This is a genomic window from Pseudomonas sp. 6D_7.1_Bac1, assembly GCF_025465945.1.
Classification (GTDB): Bacteria; Pseudomonadota; Gammaproteobacteria; order Pseudomonadales; family Pseudomonadaceae; genus Aquipseudomonas.
Window position 1 is genome coordinate 17,819 of the sequence record NZ_JANLNW010000033.1, and the last position, 17,328, is coordinate 35,146.

A 17,328-nucleotide genomic window follows, 5' to 3' on the forward strand; every position below is an offset into this window, starting at 1 on the left:
TTGTTCGCACCGTCTATAGTGCTTTCTTACCCCAAAGGCGACTTGGCCGACCGGGAAGGCTGCGATACCATCCGACTCCCCAACGGACTCCCGCCAGGACGACGCGATGAACCGAGTGTTGTACCCAGGTACCTTCGACCCTATTACCAAGGGCCATGGCGATCTGGTCGAACGCGCCTCGCGCCTGTTCGATCATGTGATCATCGCCGTCGCCGCCAGCCCGAAGAAAAACCCGCTATTTCCCCTGGAACAGCGTGTGGAGCTGGCCCGCGAGGTCACCAAACATCTGCCGAACGTCGAAGTCGTCGGCTTTGCGACGCTGCTAGCGCATTTCGCCAAGGAGCAGAATGCCAACGTGTTCCTGCGTGGCCTGCGCGCAGTGTCGGATTTCGAATACGAATTCCAGTTGGCCAACATGAACCGCCAATTGGCCCCGGATGTGGAAAGCCTGTTTCTTACCCCGTCCGAGCGTTATTCGTTCATTTCTTCGACGCTGGTCCGTGAAATTGCAGCCCTGGGCGGCGATATCACCAAGTTCGTCCACCCTGCCGTGGCCGACGCCCTGACCCTGCGCTTCAAGAAGTAAGCCCGACCGGCGTCTATTAGGCGCTGGCCGCCGCCTGCGGTCCGTAAAACATCGCGTCCGCGTGCACTGCGGGCGCCGATGCGGCACAATTGTACGCATTAGTTTTCAGATGCCAGGGCAGACTACCCCGGCAGGAGTCCCAATGTCCCTGATCATCACCGACGATTGCATCAACTGCGACGTCTGCGAACCCGAGTGCCCGAACGCCGCCATCTCCCAGGGCGAAGAGATCTACGTGATCGACCCGAACCTCTGCACCCAGTGCGTCGGCCACTACGACGAGCCACAGTGCCAGCAGGTTTGCCCGGTGGATTGCATCCCGCTGGACGAAGCTCATCCAGAGACTGAAGAGCAGTTGATGGAGAAGTACCGCAAGCTCACTGGCAAGGCTTGAGTATTCGGCGCCTTTAAGGCCCTATCGCGAGCAGGCTCGCTCCCACATTGGCTTTGTGGTGTACACAACATGTGTGCTCGACATAGATCCTGTGTGGGAGCGAGCCTGCTCGCGATAGAGCCAGCAGCAACACCACCCAAACCCACGATGTTCACTGCTGCTGTTCAAACCCTTGCCCGATACACCCCAGGCACCGGACGAACGCCGCTTTCGCCGGATCGACCACCAATGCCTGTCCCGCATCGCCTATGCCGCCGCCCAGCGCGGTAAACGGCAAGGACACGACAAACACTCCCGCACCGATCACCGTCGCCACCACCAGCAACGGGCGGGCGATCAGCAGATCGCCGATCATCGCGTAGGCCGGTGGGTTGTGGATGCTGTAACTGGGGTCGCCACTGCCGCCATCAGACGCCTGGGCAGATAAACCGATGTTCAACAGCAGCGCGGCAGCAAGCGTTTGAATCAAAGTCATGGCACGGTCCTTCGCCTGGGCAGTGGGAACACTGACTATAGACCGTGAGATCTCTCAGCTTTGACAGCGTGGGCAAAAGACGCTGGCACGCTGCCCCAGGCGAACTTCCCGCAATTCTGTGCCACAGACCTTGCACTGTTCACCACCACGGCCGTACACGAACAGCTCTTGCTGGAAGTAACCCGGCTGGCCATCACCGCCAATAAAGTCGCGCAGCGTCGTGCCGCCACGTTCGATAGCGGCGGCCAGAATGCGTTTGATCTCGATCGCCAGCCTCAAATAGCGCGCCCGGGAAATCCCCTTGGCCTCGCGGCGCGGGTCGATCCCGGCAGCAAACAGTGCTTCGGTCGCATAAATATTGCCAACCCCCACCACCACAGCGTTGTCCATGATGAACGGTTTGACCGCCATCGAACGTCCGCGTGACAGCTGGAACAGCCGCTCGCCATCGAACAGATCGGTCAGCGGCTCCGGCCCCAGACGAACCAGTAGTTCGTGATTGAGCGGGTCAAGGCTCCAGAGCATCGCACCAAAACGTCGAGGGTCGGTGTATCGCAGGGCCAGGCCAGACTCAAGCTCAATGTCCACATGCTCGTGCTTGAGCGCCGGCAAGCCGACTTCCACCAGACGCAAATTCCCCGACATGCCCAAATGGCTGATCAAGGTGCCGACTTCGGCGTTGATCAGCAAATACTTGGCGCGTCGCTCCACCAACACGATGCGTTGCCCGGACAGCCGCACATCGAGGTCCTCAGGGATCGGCCAGCGCAGGCGACGCTCACGCACGATCACGCGGCTGACGCGCTGGCCTTCCAGGAACGGCGCAATACCGCGGCGGGTGGTTTCGACTTCTGGTAATTCAGGCATGGCGCTCTCAGCTCAAGAAAAGTCCGACACTCAATGATGAGCGCCGAGCTCGCGAATCGTCTGTTTCAGGTTTTCGAAGTCGTAGTCCGAGAGGCCGACATAGTCGAGCACCAGATGCCCGACGCTGTTCCACTCGTGGTCTTCGGTCTGATTGCCCAGCACTCGATACGAGGCACAGATGTGTTCGGCCATTTTCAGGATCGCCAGCAGGTTCTTCAGTTGGCTGTTGCACGAAGACTCGTCGCTGAAAATCGCCAGCGCATTGTGGTGATTGGCGATCGCGTTGGTCACATGCTCCGGCAAGCGCCAGGACTTCGCGGTGTAATAACCGACCACGGCGTGGTTGGTGTTGAGTACACGGTTCTCGGTATCCACCACCCGGCACTCGGCGCCGGCATTGGCGTAGGCCTCTTCCAGCACCGACATATAGTTGGGGAAGCGCTTGAGCATCAACGGCACGCCACAATCGTGGAACAGGCCCAACGCATAAGCCTCGTCCACCGCCTGTGAGCCAATGCGCTTGGCCAGGCTCAGGCTGGTCATCGCCACGTCCTGGGCGGTATCCCAGAATCGGTTCAGGGTGACAATGGTGTCGTCATTCATCTCGCCCTTGATCGACTGTGCGTTGATCAGGTTGATGACCGAGCGACTGCCCAGCAGGTTCACTGCACGCTGGATCGAAGCGATCTTGTTGCTCAAGCCGTAATACGGCGAGTTGACGATCTTCAACAATGCACCAGAGAGGCCCGGGTCCTGGGAGATCAACTTCGCGATCACTTCCAGGTCCGGGTCCGGCATGTACTGCTCCATCTGCAAATCCACCATGATTTGCGGCTGAGGCGGCACGCTAATGCCTTGCAGGGCCTGTTGAATCTGTTCGGAAGATAGCTCTTGGGACATAAGTACTCACTCTTGGCAGGAGGCGATTCTAGCGGAAAAAATCCGCCACATGGGCGATCCGTCCGACGCAAAGCCCATAAACAACCGCGCTGCAGCTACCCATCTAGCGCTATAATCCCGCTCTTTTTTTCACCTGGAGCGACGTCATGTCCCTGCCAAGCTTGCGCCTCAAAGCCAACGCCGACCGTCGCCTGCGCGCCGGTCACCTGTGGGTTTACAGTAACGAAATCGACGTAGCCGCCACCCCACTGCACGGCTTCAAGGCTGGCGATCAAGCGATTCTCGAAGCTGCTGGCGGCAAGCCGCTGGGCATCGTCGCCATGAGCCCGAACAACCTGATCTGCGCTCGCCTGCTGTCGCGGGACATCAAGTTGCCGCTCGACAAGTCGCTGCTGGTGCACCGCATCAATGTTGCGCTGTCCCTGCGCGAGCGTCTGTTCGATAAGCCGTTCTATCGCCTGGTCTATGGCGACTCCGACCTGCTGCCGGGCCTGGTGGTCGACCGTTTCGGCGACATCTTGGTGGTGCAGATCGCTTCGGCGACCATGGAAGCCCATAAAGAAGACGTGATTGCCGCGCTGACCCAAGTGCTCAAGCCAAGCGGCATTCTGTTCAAGAATGACTCCGCCGCGCGCGACGCCGAAGGCCTCAACCGCTACGTCGAAACCGTGTTCGGCCTGGTGCCGGAGTGGGTTGCCCTGGAAGAGAACGGCGTGAAGTTCGAAGCGCCGGTCATGGAAGGCCAGAAAACCGGCTGGTTCTACGACCACCGCATGAACCGCGCGCGCCTGGCACCTTACGCCAAGGGCAAGCGCGTACTCGACCTGTTCAGCTACATCGGTGGCTGGGGCGTGCAAGCTGCTGCCTTCGGCGCCAGTGAAGTGTTCTGCGTCGATGCCTCGTCCTTCGCCCTCGACGGCGTCGAGCGCAACGCTGCACTGAACGGCTTTGCCGAGAAAGTCACCTGCATCGAAGGCGATGTGTTCGAAGCCCTGAAAGAACTCAAGGCCAGCGAAGAGCGTTTCGACGTGATCGTTGCTGACCCGCCAGCCTTCATCAAGCGCAAGAAAGACCTGAAAAACGGCGAAGGTGCCTACCGTCGCCTGAACGAGCAAGCCATGCGCCTGCTCAGCAAGGACGGCATCCTGGTCAGCGCATCGTGCTCGATGCACCTGCCTGAAGATGATCTGCAGAACATCCTGCTGACCAGTGCCCGTCACCTGGACCGCAACATCCAGCTGCTGGAACGTGGCGGTCAGGGTCCGGATCACCCGGTCCACCCGGCGATCCCTGAAACCCGCTACATCAAGAGCATCACCTGCCGACTGCTGCCTAACAGCTGAGTTCGCTGGCTTGGCGGGGAGCCCACCGGCTCCCCGTTACAGCCCTCCCCGGCGAACTTTCGCCAGACCAAAAACATAACTTTCTTACTCTTGCAGCCCTATCAACTTGCAGGAAGTTTCCGCGCGCCCACCAATCCAGTTAATAAAACTTACAATCAGCCCTAATCTGCAGGATCACTCCCACAAAACTACTGGAATGCTCCTACCAAATTCTCCCTTGATGAAAGTTCAATACGAACTATTCTCTAAATGTCACCCAGCAGGTGGCGCACACTACTCACTACAAACTGCTTGACTACAGGGAGTTACAAAAATGAAAGCAATTAATCTGGAAGCTAACAAAATCGCTAACCTGGCTTTTCTGGTCGCTCCAAAAGCCCGTTAAGTGATTGAGACGCTGGGGAGTGCCGGCGCCCCAGCGCCCTCTCTGACAACCTTCAGAGTATTCCAGCCACCATGCATATAAACCCACATTTATTCATGCTCGCCCGCCCTCCCTATCTAATAGTCTGGGATTACAACAACCATACTCAGTACGAACTAAACCTGGACTATTCAACTCGTCTCGCACAACTCATTGAAGAGCCCGAGCAATTTAACAGCAGCAATACAATAGATTGCGACTTTCTCGCTGCCAACATACTGACCCTTTCAAAACAGAACACGGTTGAATGGGGGTGGGATGAACTTTCAAAAATCTTCCATATCGGCACAAAAAACATTCCCAGCGAACAAACACCGAACGATGTTCATGAATGGTCAAAACAGTATCTGGATCATTGCAATGAAGTGCTGGCCGCACCCGCGCCAACGGCGATGCGTGCGCTACGCCCGACAGGCGATCTGATTGTCCTGCCTTCCCCTTCCAGCTCGCCGGCAAGTTCTCTGGTCCGTTCATTGTTCAGCAGAAAAACCTGTCGCTCCTTCAATGACGATCCGGTCTCGCTCAACGACATCAGCACACTGCTGTACCTGTCACTCGGTCATCTGAAAGAGCGCGAAAGCGATAGCGACAACGCCATTCCTGAAGGCCTCGGGGCCAGACGCAGCAGCCCTTCCGGTGGTGGGCTGAATGCCTGTGAAGGGTTCATCTATGTGCGAAATGTCAGTGCATTGAAGCCAGGTCTCTATTGCTACCACAGCGATCAGCACGCACTGAGCCTGGTGAATCCCTTGCCTGACGAGCCGCTCGGTCAACTGCTGTGCGGTCAGCACTTCATCAACAACCTGCCATTCGGCCTGTTCATCACCTCGCGCTTCGATGCGCTGTGGTGGAAATACGAACACTCGCGGGCCTACCGAATGGCCTATGTCGAAGCCGGCCACATCTCTCAAACCTTCCAGCTGATCGCCACCGCTTTGGGGCTGAACACCTGGCTGACCGGTGCCCTTGCAGACGATCGGGTCGAGGCGCTATTGGGGCTACAAGACAGTGCAGAACAGCCTTTGTTTTTTGTCGGCTGCGGACAGGGTGATGGACAAGCGCTGTGCGACGAGTTGAACGCCCTGATCAACCGCCAGGAAGCCCGATGATGCCCATTGCAATCAATGAACCCGAATCCCGGCCAGTCTCGCTGATCCACAGGTTTACCCTGGGCGACTGGAACAACAACGCATCGGTGCGGACCAGCCAGAACGCTTACCTGCTACCTCCTGGACTTGAGCGTGAACTGGAAACCAAAGCATGGTTCCCGCCAACCTTCCTGCCCTATTTGAAACACCCACTGATTGAAGAAGCCGGCGAATCGATCCGCCATCGGTTGACCGCCAACCATCTGGTGTACTTCCTCGACTACACCACCGTGCTCGAACACCGAATCGTCAACCGCGCAGTCGAGACCATCGTGCAGGGAGAACTCGGCGTCACGATCCCCGTACGGATGAAGACCGCAGCCCTTCAGCTCTACACCGACGAGGGTTATCACGCGCTGTTCTCCAACCTGGTTGCCGAGCAAGTCGCAGCCCTCTACGGGATAAAAAATCGCCCCACGACACCGCGCCGGATACACCGACTAAAGGCCTTGGTCGACAACACTCGCGATCAGTACAAGGCCCATGCCTGGTTCCTGGTCGGGTTTGTCTCGGAGACGATCATCGCCAAGGAGCTACTCGACATTACCCGCGACAGCCTGGTTTCCAATGTCCACGAAATGCTCACTGACCACCTGGTAGACGAGGCCCGACACAGCCGATATTTCTGCGAGGTGTTCAACTATCTGTGGCTGACGATGAACAGCAGCCAACGCACGTTCGCCGCGAAATTTCTACTGGAAGTCATCAAGGCCTTTTTTGAGATCGATGAACAATGGCTGAGCGAAAGCCTGCACAGCGTCGGCCTGCCCTCGGAAGCGAGGGCCGACATAATCAGCGGTGTTTCAGGTAAGGAAGCAGATATCCAGCGCACCCGTTCGGGAGCCGCGTCTACGCTACGGGCAATGAAAAATTCCGGCTTCTTTGCATTGCCCTACAACCAGCAACTCTTCGTCAAGGCGGGACTGATCGATGCCTGAAGTGATGGCAGCAATCGGCGACAAAAAACGCAGGGGCGCCGTTGGTCTGTTGATGGCGATGACCCTGCTCGGGGTGTTCCCGATTGACGTCCTGCTGCCGTCGTTTCCTGCGCTGTCGGAGCATTTCCAGACAGCGCAGGCCGATATCGCATTCTCCATCAGCCTGTTCGCCATCGGGATTGCCATCTCTCAACTGCTGATCGGACCACTTTCGGACATCATTGGCCGCAAGGGTCTGTTGCTGGCAGGCATGGTTGTTTCAGTGCTCGGTGCCATCGGCTGCGCGTTGTCCACCGAGTACGTCTACTTTCTGTTGTTCCGCGTCATCCAGGCACTGGGCTGTGGCTGTTTCGTGCTGTCCCAGGCGCTGGTGCAGGACCTGTTCGAAGGCCAGGAGCGTGACCGGCTGCGGATATTGATGGTCACCGCCACTGGCATTTTCATTTCCGTCTCACCGCTGGCCGGGACCTTTCTACAAGAGCTGATGGACTGGTCGGGCAGCTTCCTGGTCTTTATCGCGCTGGCAGTCGCCGTATTTTTGAAGACCTGCTTCTTTCTCGAGAGTACCCCCAGCAAGAGCGCCGGGCCGCACACAAACATCTTTCAGGCCTATCGACGAGTCTGTAGCGACTTCAACTTTCTCGCCTGGTGGCTCATTTCAGCCTTTGCATTCGCCTGCCATTTTTCCTTCATCGTCACCTCGCCACTGATCTTCATGGAGCAATTGCAGCTGTCGGCCTACGAGTTCTCGCTGACCTTGCTGACCTATGGTGCGGCGTACGTTATCGGCGGCATTCTCGCGGTACTGCTGGGCAGACGAATCAACCCCAATGTCCAGATCATCACCGGGCTTTGCCTGATCCTGCTGTCAGGTCTGGTAATGCTCTACCTGTCGAATCAATTCGGCCTGTCGACCCTGACTGTGCTGGTCCCGATGATCATCTGCACCGCCGGAACCACCATCGCACGCCCGGCCGCCACGTCCAGCGCCATGAACATTTTTGCCGACAGCGCCGGGACGTCCGCCTCGGCCGGTAGCACGCTGATCTTCATCGTCGGCGGCTTGATCAGCGTGTTGGTCAACCTGACTGTCGACGACCTGCAAACGTCCCTGTCGTTGTGTTTCATTGTGCTGAGTGTCGCGGGACTGACCTTGAATACCCTGACCCAGCGGCGCCAGCCTGGGCTGATTACCGACTGATGGCCGGCCAATCGTCACTCCTCGCGCTTTGCAGGCCCTGGTTCAACGTTTCCCGGCATTCCTTCCTGACGCCAGCGGTGTAGAATCGAATGATTCATCGCCAGTCATCCCCCGGCGGGTTTATGAGCTCAGGCTGAGGCGCGCGGCGATCCCGCAAAGTCATCAGCATCCTCCGGGCACACGGTTATTGCTGTGTGTCAGCGAGGTCAATAGAAGCTCACTCCCCTTTTGATACCTGATTTGCCGCCCGGAGTGCTCCATGCCTGATTACCGCTCGAAAACATCCACCCATGGCCGCAACATGGCCGGCGCCCGCGCACTGTGGCGCGCCACGGGGATGAAAGATGACGACTTCAAAAAGCCGATCATTGCCATTGCCAACTCGTTCACCCAGTTCGTACCGGGCCACGTCCACCTCAAGGACCTCGGCCAACTGGTCGCCCGCGAGATCGAACGCGCTGGCGGCGTCGCCAAGGAATTCAACACCATCGCGGTCGATGACGGCATCGCCATGGGCCATGACGGCATGCTCTATTCGCTGCCGAGCCGCGAGATCATCGCCGACTCCGTCGAATACATGGTCAACGCCCACTGCGCCGACGCCATCGTGTGCATCTCCAACTGCGACAAGATCACCCCAGGCATGCTGATGGCCGCCCTGCGCCTGAATATCCCGGTGATCTTCGTTTCCGGCGGCCCGATGGAAGCCGGCAAGACCAAACTCGCCAGCCACGGCCTCGACCTGGTCGACGCCATGGTGATCGCCGCCGACTCCAGCGCGTCTGACGAGAAAGTCGCTGAGTACGAGCGCAGCGCCTGCCCGACCTGCGGTTCGTGCTCCGGCATGTTCACCGCCAACTCGATGAACTGCCTGACCGAAGCCCTCGGTCTGGCACTGCCCGGCAACGGTTCGACACTGGCCACCCACAGCGACCGCGAGCAGTTGTTCCTGCAGGCCGGCCGCACCATCGTCGAGCTGTGCAAACGCTACTACGGCGAGAACGATGAGTCGGTGTTGCCGCGTAACATCGCCAACTTCAAGGCGTTCGAAAACGCCATGACGCTGGACATCGCCATGGGCGGCTCGACCAACACCATCCTGCACTTGCTGGCCGCCGCTCAGGAAGCCGAGATCGATTTCGATCTGAAGGACATCGACCGTCTTTCGCGCCACGTTCCGCAACTGTGCAAAGTTGCGCCGAACATCCAGAAGTACCACATGGAAGACGTGCACCGCGCCGGCGGGATTTTCAGCATCCTGGGCTCCCTCGCCCGTGGCGGTCTGCTGCACACCGACCTGCCGACCGTGCACAGCAAAACCATGGCCGAAGGTATCGCCAAGTGGGACATCACCCAGACCACTGACGAAGCGGTTCACCACTTCTTCAAGGCTGGTCCTGCGGGCATCCCGACCCAGACCGCGTTCAGCCAGTCGACCCGTTGGGAAACCCTGGACGATGACCGTGAAAACGGCTGCATCCGCAGTGTCGAACACGCCTACTCGCAAGAAGGCGGCCTGGCCGTGCTGTACGGCAACATCGCCCTGGACGGCTGCGTGGTGAAAACCGCGGGCGTCGATGAGTCGATTCACGTCTTCGAAGGCAACGCGAAGATCTTCGAAAGCCAGGACAGCGCCGTGCGCGGCATCCTCGCCGACGAAGTGAAAGCAGGCGATATCGTCATCATTCGCTACGAAGGTCCGAAAGGCGGCCCGGGCATGCAGGAAATGCTCTACCCAACGTCCTACCTGAAATCCAAAGGCCTGGGCAAAGCCTGCGCCTTGCTCACCGACGGTCGCTTCTCCGGCGGCACTTCGGGCCTGTCCATCGGCCACGCTTCGCCAGAAGCCGCTGCCGGTGGAGCAATCGGTCTGGTGCAGGACGGCGACAAAGTGCTGATCGACATTCCGAACCGCTCGATCAACCTGTTGGTCAGCGACGAAGAACTGGCGGCACGCCGTGTTGAACAGGACAAGAAAGGCTGGAAACCGGTCGAAGTGCGTCCACGTAAAGTGACCACCGCACTGAAAGCCTACGCCTTGCTGGCCACCAGTGCCGACAAGGGTGCAGTGCGTAACAAAGCGATGCTCGACGGGCTGTAATGCTTAACCGTTGAACACATAAATGCCCCGCCAAGTGCGGGGCATTTTCGTATTGATCGCTCCTACACTCCCGCGTGGCAATGCTTCAAGGGGCACTCTGCGTCCACGCCACAGCATCACGGCCTTATTCCAAAAACGACAGTCACCATGCGTTTTTGATATTAATTCATTAGATATCAAGCTGTTAGGCTTGCCGGTTCGCAATCGCCCCGGAATGCGATTGGCACAAGTCTTTTTGGAGTCTCAATGAATCTGCCGCTGATCCTCAATCTGCTGGTGTTCCTCGCCTTACTGTTCGGCCTGGCACAAACCCGTCATACCACCTGGAGCCTGGCCAAGAAAGTCCTGGTCGCGCTGGTGCTGGGCGTGGTGTTCGGTGTTGCTCTGCACACGATCTATGGTGCCGGCAACCCAGTGCTCAAAGCCTCGATCGGCTGGTTCGATCTGGTGGGCAACGGTTATGTGCAGTTGCTGCAAATGATCGTGATCCCTCTGGTGTTCGCCTCTATCCTTAGCGCCGTGGCCCGTCTGCATAACGCTTCGTCGTTGGGCAAGATCAGCTTCCTGACCATTGGCACCCTGCTGTTCACCACCGCCATTGCGGCGCTGATCGGCATTGGCTTGACCAATCTGTTCGGCCTGACCGCCGAAGGCCTGGTGGCCGGCACCCAGGAAATGGCCCGTCTGCAAACCATTCAAACCGACTACGCGGGCAAGGTTGCTGACCTGAATGTCCCGCAGCTGTTGCTGTCGTTCATCCCGCAGAACCCGTTCGCCGATCTGGCCCGGGCCAAGCCGACCTCGATTATCAGTGTGGTGATTTTCGCTGCATTCCTCGGGGTCGCGGCGCTGCAACTGCTCAAGGATGATGTCGAAAAAGGTCAGAAAGTGATCAACGCCATCGACACCCTACAAGCCTGGGTGATGCGTCTGGTGCGATTGGTGATGAAGTTGACCCCGTACGGCGTATTGGCGCTGATGACCAAAGTGGTCGCCGGTTCCAACCTGCAAGACATCATCAAACTCGGCAGCTTCGTGGTGGTTTCCTACATTGGCCTGGGCCTGATGTTCGTGGTTCACGGCCTGTTAGTGTCGCTGGCCGGGATCAACCCGCTGCGCTACTTCCGTAAAGTCTGGCCAGTACTGACCTTCGCCTTCACCAGCCGCTCCAGCGCCGCAAGCATTCCGCTGAGCATCGAAGCGCAAACCCGTCGCTTGGGCATTCCACAATCGATCGCCAGTTTCGCCGCCTCGTTCGGCGCGACCATTGGCCAGAACGGCTGTGCCGGACTTTATCCTGCAATGTTAGCGGTGATGGTTGCACCGACCGTGGGCATCAACCCGCTGGACCCGCTGTGGATCGCGACCCTGGTGGCGATTGTGACTTTGAGTTCGGCAGGGGTTGCCGGTGTCGGTGGCGGCGCAACGTTCGCCGCGCTGATCGTGCTGCCGGCCATGGGCTTGCCGGTGTCACTGGTGGCACTGCTGATCTCGGTTGAGCCGCTGATCGACATGGGCCGCACGGCGTTGAACGTCAGTGGCTCGATGACCGCTGGCGCGATCACCAGCCAGATCATGCAGCAGACTGACAAAGAGCTGCTGGAGGCGGATGAGCACGAGGAATTGGCGCAGGCTTAAGCTGCGCCTGACAGACCGCCATCGCGAGCAGGCTCGCTCCCACAGGGTTTCAGGTTAGCCACAGATTTTGTGAACAACTGAAATCCAGTGTGGGAGCGAGCCTGCTCGCGATGCTTTTAGGCCTTCTCCCACACCTCAAAACTGTACGCCGGTTTGTCGCCTTCCGCCGGATTCGGAACGTTCGACACCAGTTTCCACTGGTTCAAATCAAACTCCGGAAACCATGCATCACCCTCGGGGCTCAGCGCCACGCGGGTCAGGTACAGCCGGTCGGCCTGTGCCAAGCCTTGCGCGTACAACTGCGCGCCGCCAATCAGCATCAGCTCATCGACGCCCTGCTCCAGCGCCCATTCCTGCGCCCGAACCACCGCTGCTTCCAGCGACGGATAGACTTCTGCGCCTTCAAGTTGCAGGTCGGCCTGACGGCTGACCACGATGTTCAGCCGGCCAGGCAACGGGCGACCGAGCGAATCCCAGGTCTTGCGACCCATAATGATCGGCTTGCCCAGCGTGGTGGCCTTGAAGTATTTGAAATCACCCGGCAAGTGCCAGGGCATGCTGTTGTCGACGCCGATCACCCGGTTTTCACCGAGGGCTGCGATCAGGCTGAGGGGGAGAGTTTTTTTCATGTCGGCGAGGATACCAGAGCCTTGCTTACCCCGATAAGCGCCACAGCGGTTATGCTCAGCGTTCATTTGAGCGACGGGATGCCGCGTGACTGAACTGACACCACTGACAAAGCTCTGGCTAACCGAAACCATCCGCCTGCGCGAGGAACACGCAGGCGCTCTGGAGGACCAGGAAGCCAACCGACTGGCCCGCAGCGCTGGCGGCGACTTGCCAACCCGCATCGAGGCGCGCGCCCTGTGGCTGGCCGAGCGCGATGGCTTGACCGGCGCCCTGCGCCATTGGCTGCAAGGTGCGCGACTGGCGCTGGTCGTACTGGCCGTGCTGGCGATCGTCAGTGGCGCCGGCCTGGCGTTCGCCGCGTTGAACGACGGCCAGACCCCGGTCAACGTGTTCTGGGCTCTGGGCAGCCTGCTCGGACTGAACCTGATTCTGCTGTTGAGCTGGGCTTCGGGCCTGATATTCGCTGGCGATTACGGCGCCACACTCGGCCGTTTATGGTTGTGGCTCAGCGAAAAATTCGCCCGCGACGCCAAAGCCGCACAACTGGCACCGGCCCTGCTGCTGTTGCTGCAACGCCAGAAACTCAATCGCTGGGTGCTCGGTGTACTGGTCAACGGCTTGTGGCTGCTGGCGATGCTCAGCGCCCTGGCGATTCTGCTGATGCTGATGGCGACCCGGCGCTACGGCTTCGTCTGGGAAACCACGATTCTCAGCGGCGAGACCTTCGTCGTCATGACCCAGACCCTCGGCGCGCTGCCCGCATTGCTCGGCTTCAGCGTGCCGACCGTGGAGATGATTCGCGCCAGCGGCGACACCGCGCTGAACATCGAAAGCGCCCGGCAAGCCTGGGCCGCATGGTTGGTCGGGGTGTTGCTGGTGTACGGCGTGTTGCCGCGTTTGCTGCTCGCGCTGTTCTGCCTGTGGCGCTGGAAGACCGGGCGCACTGCGTTGCACCTGGACCTGAACCTGCCCGGTTACGCGCCGTTGCGCGAACGGCTGATGCCGAGCAGCGAACGCCTTGGTGTCAACGATGCAGCACCTGAACGTCTGCATCAGGTCGAAAGCGATGCCAACTCGCTGGACAGCGACGGCGCGTTACTGGTGGCCATCGAGCTGGACGACCAACGCCCATGGCCACCACAACTGCCGAAGAACGTTAAAAACGCGGGCATCCTCGACAGCCGCGAATCCCGACAAAAGTTGCTGGAACAACTGACCCGTTTCCCACCGGAACGCCTGGCCATTGCCTGTGACCCTCGACGCTCGCCGGATCGCGGCAGTCTGGCGTTGATCGCCGAGCTCGCCCGCAGCGCCAGCGCAACACGGATCTGGCTGCTGCAAGCGCCACCCGGTCAGGCACTCGACGCCGATCGCCTCGGCGACTGGCACACCGCGCTGCAACAGTTGAAGTTACCGTTCGCCGATTGCGCACCGATGAACTGGCTGGAGTCGGGTCATGACTGACTCCAAAAAGCGGCCGCTGAAACTCGCCGTGGTCGGCCACACCAACGTCGGCAAAACCTCATTGCTGCGCACCTTGACCCGCGACGTCGGTTTCGGTGAGGTCTCCCATCGCCCCAGTACTACCCGGCATGTCGAGGGCGCTCGATTGTCCGTCGATGGCGAAGCCTTGCTCGAACTCTACGACACGCCGGGGCTGGAAGACGCCATTGCCCTGCTCGATCACCTGGAGCGCCTGGAGCGTCCCGGCGAACGCCTCGACGGTCCGGCACGACTGGCACGTTTTCTCGACGGCAGTGAAGCGCGTCAGCGATTCGAGCAGGAAGCCAAAGTGCTGCGCCAACTGTTGGCCTCCGACGCCGGCCTGTACGTGATCGACGCCCGCGAGCCGGTGCTGGCCAAGTACTGCGATGAACTCGAAGTACTGGCCGGTTGCGGCAAACCGCTGCTGCCTGTACTGAATTTCGTCAGCAGCGCCAATCAGCGCGAGCCGGATTGGCGCGAAGCCCTGGCACGGCTGGGGCTGCATGCGCTGGTGCGTTTTGACAGCGTGGCACCGCCCGAGGATGGCGAGCGGCGCCTCTATGAAAGCCTCGCCTTGTTGATGGAAAGTGCGCGTGGACAGCTTGAGCGATTGATCGTCGACCAACAGGCCCAACGCAAAGCGCGCCAGCAAAGCGCGGCACGTTTGATCGCCGAACTGCTGATCGACTGCGCGGCGTGTCGGCGCAGCGTGGTCAGTGACGCTGAGCAGGAACAGCAGGCCATCAGCGAACTGCGCAAAGCCGTTCGCCAACGCGAACAACGCTGCGTCGAAGCACTGCTCAAGCTGTACGCGTTCCGCCCACAGGACGCCGACGCCAGCGACTTGCCGCTGCTGGATGGCCGTTGGGGCGATGATTTGTTCAACCCCGAAACCCTCAGACAATTGGGTGTGCGGGTCGGTAGCGGGATCGCCGCTGGCGCGGCAGCCGGTGCCGGCGTGGACTTGCTGGTGGGCGGCCTGACCCTCGGCGCGGCGGCACTGGCCGGGGCGATTGCCGGTGGCGCCCTGCAAACGGCGCGCAGTTACGGCAGCCGCTTGCTGGGCAAAATCAAAGGCCAGCGCGAGCTGACCGTCGACGACAGCGTGTTGCGTTTGTTGGCATTGCGTCAGCGGCAACTGGTGCAGGCCTTGAACCTGCGCGGGCACGCGGCGATGGACAGCATCCAGGTCGCCACGCCACAGGACAAGAGCTGGCGCGAAGGGAAATTGCCCGAGGCACTGAGCAAGGCGCGGGCGCATCCGCAGTGGTCGTCGCTCAATCCTCAGGCGAAGTTGAGTCAGGCGGAGCGGCAGGAGCAGGTTGAGGTGTTGGCGCAGAAGGTGATCGAGGCTTGAATCTCGAGCGTCTGTACCGACCCCATCGCGAGCAGGCTCGCTCCCACATTTGATCTCTGGTGCTCACAAATTGTGTGTTCACAGGAGGTCCAGTGTGGGAGCGAGCCTGCTCGCGATGGCAGCCACTCGGTTCCACGGCTCTACGCCGCCAATAATCGCCCAGCCTTCTCTTTCAATATCTCAAGATCAATCACCGGCACCCACATCGCCTTCGCCTGCTCATCCCACTGGCGCATCCGCAGGCTAATCGCACACAACGGATCCCGCTCAAACGCCTGCGCCTCGGCAGCCGTCATCACCCCGCCCTGATACTCCAGCGTGCGCCGGCTGGCCTCGCTCAAGCGTTCGTAGTAACCCGGCTCTTTGAACGTCAGGTAACGCTTGGCCTGAACGTGATATTCCACCAGCCGCGCCATGCGTTCGCTAAAACCCAGGCGACGCAGGTAATCGGCGCCGAGGCGTTCATGGCTGACCACGCCAAAACCGCCCATGTTCTCGGCGTTCTCGGCGCAGAGGTGCCCGATGTCATGGAAGAACGCGGCCAGCACCACTTCATTGTCGAAGCCTTCGGCCATGGCCCGTTCAGCGGCCTGGGACATGTGCTCGATCTGCGATACCGGTTCGCCGATGTAATCGCTGTCACCGAAGCGCTCGTACCAGCCGAACACTTCGGCGATCACCTGTTCGTTGTGGCCCATCAGTGCTCTCCCAACAAGGTCCTGACGTTACGTTCAGCCATCGCCGGCCCGACGCTCATGCCGACGCCCGTGTGCATCAATGCGGCATGCACGCCCGGTGCGGCCTGCAAGAACGAAAACGGCACTGCCCCGCGAGCACCGTAGACGCCCTGCCAGCGCTCGACCACTTGCACCTTGCAGCCCAGGGTCTGCTCGGCCAGTTCGAGCATCCAGTTATCGACCTGCTCAGCATTGAACGGTGACGGGTCGCTGCCGTAGTCGTGGGAATCACCAATAATCAGTTCGCCGTGCGGCGTCGGGCTGATCAGCAGGTGAATGCCGTGTTCGTGCAAATGCGGCGCCTCACGCAGAATCTGCGCCTGCACTGCCGCAGCTTCCGGCAGATCGGCGAATGCGCCGTAGTGCACGCAACTCAGACCGGTGAGCAGCGCGTGTTGCAGGTTGAGGTTGATCTGCGGCCGGGCGCGGAGCATTTGCAGACGGCAGATCTGCGGCTTGAGCGCAGTAATCGGCTCGGCCAGCAGGGTCTGATAATCGTGGCCGGAACAGACGATAATCTGCTCGCCCGTGAAGCTGCCCGCGGTGCTGTGCACACGGCCGGGTTCGATGTCGCGCACCAGGGTGGAGAAGTGAAACTCCACGCCGAGGTCGCGGCGCAGGTAGTCGATCAACGCCGGGATCGCTTCGCGCGAATACAGTTGTTGGTCATCCAGACCGTGCAATGCCGCACGGTGATGCCGGAACTGGCCGCCGTACAGATCGCGCAATGCGGCGCCGCGCAATAGCTCGACTCGATAACCGTGTTCGATGGCGCGCCCGGCACAGAAGGCTTCCAGCAATTGCTCTTCAGCTTCGGTACGAGCAAACAAATACGAGCCGTTGCGCTTGAGCTGCAAGCCCGCCAATTGCGCCCATTGGCCCCAGATTTCTCGGCTGGCCTTGGCCAGTTCAAGCATCTGCCCCGGTGGTTGGCCGGTGACCAGCGCCTGGCCAAAGTTGCGCACCGACGCGCCCAACGGCGTGGCACTGCGTTCGAAGACCTTGACCTTCAAACCGCGTTTGGCTGCGGCGAAGGCGTGGGACAAACCCAGAATGCCGGCGCCGACGATCAGCATGTCGCTGTGGTGAGTCATTAGGAGTTGT

Annotated in this window: 16 protein-coding genes; 10 read left to right on the forward strand and 6 right to left on the reverse strand. The window is 60.0% G+C overall.

The features are described 5' to 3' along the window. The first annotated feature begins 106 nt into the window (after positions 1–106). Both coaD and NTD87_RS08540 read left to right on the forward strand, forming a co-directional pair. Positions 107–586, forward strand: coding sequence for a pantetheine-phosphate adenylyltransferase (gene coaD / locus NTD87_RS08535; protein ID WP_049711086.1), 480 nt, complete (start codon positions 107–109; stop codon positions 584–586). Between the two features lie 142 nt (positions 587–728). Continuing rightward, complete coding sequence (locus NTD87_RS08540; protein ID WP_008150569.1) at positions 729–980, forward strand: YfhL family 4Fe-4S dicluster ferredoxin; 252 nt, start codon at positions 729–731, stop codon at positions 978–980. Between the two features lie 151 nt (positions 981–1,131). Here the strand turns inward: NTD87_RS08540 and NTD87_RS08545 are convergent, their stop codons facing one another. From NTD87_RS08545 to NTD87_RS08555, 3 genes are read right to left on the reverse strand one after another with little or no spacing between them, the layout of a single operon-like run. After that, positions 1,132–1,455, reverse strand: a complete 324-nt coding sequence (locus NTD87_RS08545; protein ID WP_262113244.1) for a multidrug transporter — start codon at positions 1,453–1,455, stop codon at positions 1,132–1,134. 54 nt (positions 1,456–1,509) lie between these two features. Continuing rightward, the gene (gene mutM / locus NTD87_RS08550; protein WP_262113245.1) at positions 1,510–2,322 is read right to left on the reverse strand and encodes a bifunctional DNA-formamidopyrimidine glycosylase/DNA-(apurinic or apyrimidinic site) lyase; all 813 of its coding nucleotides are present in this window, start codon (positions 2,320–2,322) and stop codon (positions 1,510–1,512) included. 30 nt (positions 2,323–2,352) lie between these two features. Next, positions 2,353–3,168, reverse strand: a complete 816-nt coding sequence (locus tag NTD87_RS08555; RefSeq protein WP_262113259.1) for an HDOD domain-containing protein — start codon at positions 3,166–3,168, stop codon at positions 2,353–2,355. A 200-nt stretch (positions 3,169–3,368) separates the two neighbouring features. Between NTD87_RS08555 and NTD87_RS08560 the strand changes: the two genes are divergently transcribed. The 6 genes from NTD87_RS08560 to NTD87_RS08585 all read left to right on the forward strand — a co-directional run bounded on the left by NTD87_RS08560 (position 3,369) and on the right by NTD87_RS08585 (position 12,015). Beyond that, on the forward strand, positions 3,369–4,565 hold the full coding sequence (locus NTD87_RS08560; RefSeq protein WP_262113246.1) for a class I SAM-dependent rRNA methyltransferase: 1,197 nt from the start codon (positions 3,369–3,371) through the stop codon (positions 4,563–4,565). Positions 4,566–5,021: 456 nt separating this feature from the next. Then, positions 5,022–6,098 (forward strand): SagB/ThcOx family dehydrogenase, encoded by a 1,077-nt coding sequence (locus NTD87_RS08565; protein ID WP_262113247.1) that lies wholly within the window; start codon positions 5,022–5,024, stop codon positions 6,096–6,098. Further along, entirely contained in the window at positions 6,098–7,075 is a 978-nt protein-coding gene (locus NTD87_RS08570; protein ID WP_262113260.1) for a diiron oxygenase, read from the forward strand. Before NTD87_RS08565 ends, NTD87_RS08570 begins: the two co-directional genes overlap by 1 nt. Further along, positions 7,068–8,276: an MFS transporter gene (locus NTD87_RS08575; protein ID WP_262113249.1), complete on the forward strand. Its 1,209-nt coding sequence runs from the start codon at positions 7,068–7,070 to the stop codon at positions 8,274–8,276. Before NTD87_RS08570 ends, NTD87_RS08575 begins: the two co-directional genes overlap by 8 nt. A 259-nt stretch (positions 8,277–8,535) precedes the next feature. Beyond that, positions 8,536–10,377, forward strand: a complete 1,842-nt coding sequence (gene ilvD, locus NTD87_RS08580; protein WP_262113251.1) for a dihydroxy-acid dehydratase — start codon at positions 8,536–8,538, stop codon at positions 10,375–10,377. A 246-nt stretch (positions 10,378–10,623) separates the two neighbouring features. Beyond that, complete coding sequence (locus tag NTD87_RS08585) at positions 10,624–12,015, forward strand: L-cystine transporter (RefSeq protein WP_262113253.1); 1,392 nt, start codon at positions 10,624–10,626, stop codon at positions 12,013–12,015. A gap of 116 nt (positions 12,016–12,131) precedes the next feature. Here the strand turns inward: NTD87_RS08585 and NTD87_RS08590 are convergent, their stop codons facing one another. Continuing rightward, complete coding sequence (locus tag NTD87_RS08590) at positions 12,132–12,644, reverse strand: dihydrofolate reductase (protein WP_262113255.1); 513 nt, start codon at positions 12,642–12,644, stop codon at positions 12,132–12,134. Between the two features lie 85 nt (positions 12,645–12,729). Here NTD87_RS08590 and NTD87_RS08595 point away from each other — a divergent pair, with 85 nt between their 5' ends. After that, positions 12,730–14,109 carry a DUF2868 domain-containing protein gene (locus NTD87_RS08595; RefSeq protein ID WP_262113256.1) on the forward strand — a complete coding sequence of 460 codons (1,380 nt, stop codon included), beginning with the start codon at positions 12,730–12,732 and terminating at the stop codon, positions 14,107–14,109. After that, entirely contained in the window at positions 14,102–15,487 is a 1,386-nt protein-coding gene (locus NTD87_RS08600) for a GTPase/DUF3482 domain-containing protein (protein ID WP_262113257.1), read from the forward strand. Before NTD87_RS08595 ends, NTD87_RS08600 begins: the two co-directional genes overlap by 8 nt. A gap of 140 nt (positions 15,488–15,627) precedes the next feature. Here NTD87_RS08600 and NTD87_RS08605 read toward each other — a convergent pair whose 3' ends face one another. Together NTD87_RS08605 and NTD87_RS08610 are read right to left on the reverse strand one after the other, a co-directional pair. Next, positions 15,628–16,185: a phosphonate degradation HD-domain oxygenase gene (locus NTD87_RS08605; protein ID WP_262113258.1), complete on the reverse strand. Its 558-nt coding sequence runs from the start codon at positions 16,183–16,185 to the stop codon at positions 15,628–15,630. Continuing rightward, a complete protein-coding gene (locus NTD87_RS08610) occupies positions 16,185–17,318 on the reverse strand; it encodes a TIGR03364 family FAD-dependent oxidoreductase (protein WP_262113261.1) in 1,134 nt (377 codons plus the stop codon). Before NTD87_RS08610 ends, NTD87_RS08605 begins: the two co-directional genes overlap by 1 nt. Positions 17,319–17,328: the final 10 nt, after the last annotated feature.

Excerpts from the sequence above, each read along its gene's own strand:
- coaD (WP_049711086.1), top strand. The coding sequence starts at position 107 with ATGAACCGAGTGTTGTACCCAGGTACCTTCGACCCTATTACCAAGGGC.
- NTD87_RS08540 (WP_008150569.1), top strand. The coding sequence starts at position 729 with ATGTCCCTGATCATCACCGACGATTGCATCAACTGCGACGTCTGCGAA.
- NTD87_RS08545 (WP_262113244.1), bottom strand. The coding sequence starts at position 1,455 with ATGACTTTGATTCAAACGCTTGCTGCCGCGCTGCTGTTGAACATCGGT.
- mutM (WP_262113245.1), bottom strand. The coding sequence starts at position 2,322 with ATGCCTGAATTACCAGAAGTCGAAACCACCCGCCGCGGTATTGCGCCG.
- NTD87_RS08560 (WP_262113246.1), top strand. The coding sequence starts at position 3,369 with ATGTCCCTGCCAAGCTTGCGCCTCAAAGCCAACGCCGACCGTCGCCTG.
- NTD87_RS08565 (WP_262113247.1), top strand. The coding sequence starts at position 5,022 with ATGCATATAAACCCACATTTATTCATGCTCGCCCGCCCTCCCTATCTA.
- NTD87_RS08570 (WP_262113260.1), top strand. The coding sequence starts at position 6,098 with ATGCCCATTGCAATCAATGAACCCGAATCCCGGCCAGTCTCGCTGATC.
- NTD87_RS08575 (WP_262113249.1), top strand. The coding sequence starts at position 7,068 with ATGCCTGAAGTGATGGCAGCAATCGGCGACAAAAAACGCAGGGGCGCC.
- ilvD (WP_262113251.1), top strand. The coding sequence starts at position 8,536 with ATGCCTGATTACCGCTCGAAAACATCCACCCATGGCCGCAACATGGCC.
- NTD87_RS08585 (WP_262113253.1), top strand. The coding sequence starts at position 10,624 with ATGAATCTGCCGCTGATCCTCAATCTGCTGGTGTTCCTCGCCTTACTG.
- NTD87_RS08590 (WP_262113255.1), bottom strand. The coding sequence starts at position 12,644 with ATGAAAAAAACTCTCCCCCTCAGCCTGATCGCAGCCCTCGGTGAAAAC.
- NTD87_RS08600 (WP_262113257.1), top strand. The coding sequence starts at position 14,102 with ATGACTGACTCCAAAAAGCGGCCGCTGAAACTCGCCGTGGTCGGCCAC.
- NTD87_RS08605 (WP_262113258.1), bottom strand. The coding sequence starts at position 16,185 with ATGGGCCACAACGAACAGGTGATCGCCGAAGTGTTCGGCTGGTACGAG.
- NTD87_RS08610 (WP_262113261.1), bottom strand. The coding sequence starts at position 17,318 with ATGACTCACCACAGCGACATGCTGATCGTCGGCGCCGGCATTCTGGGT.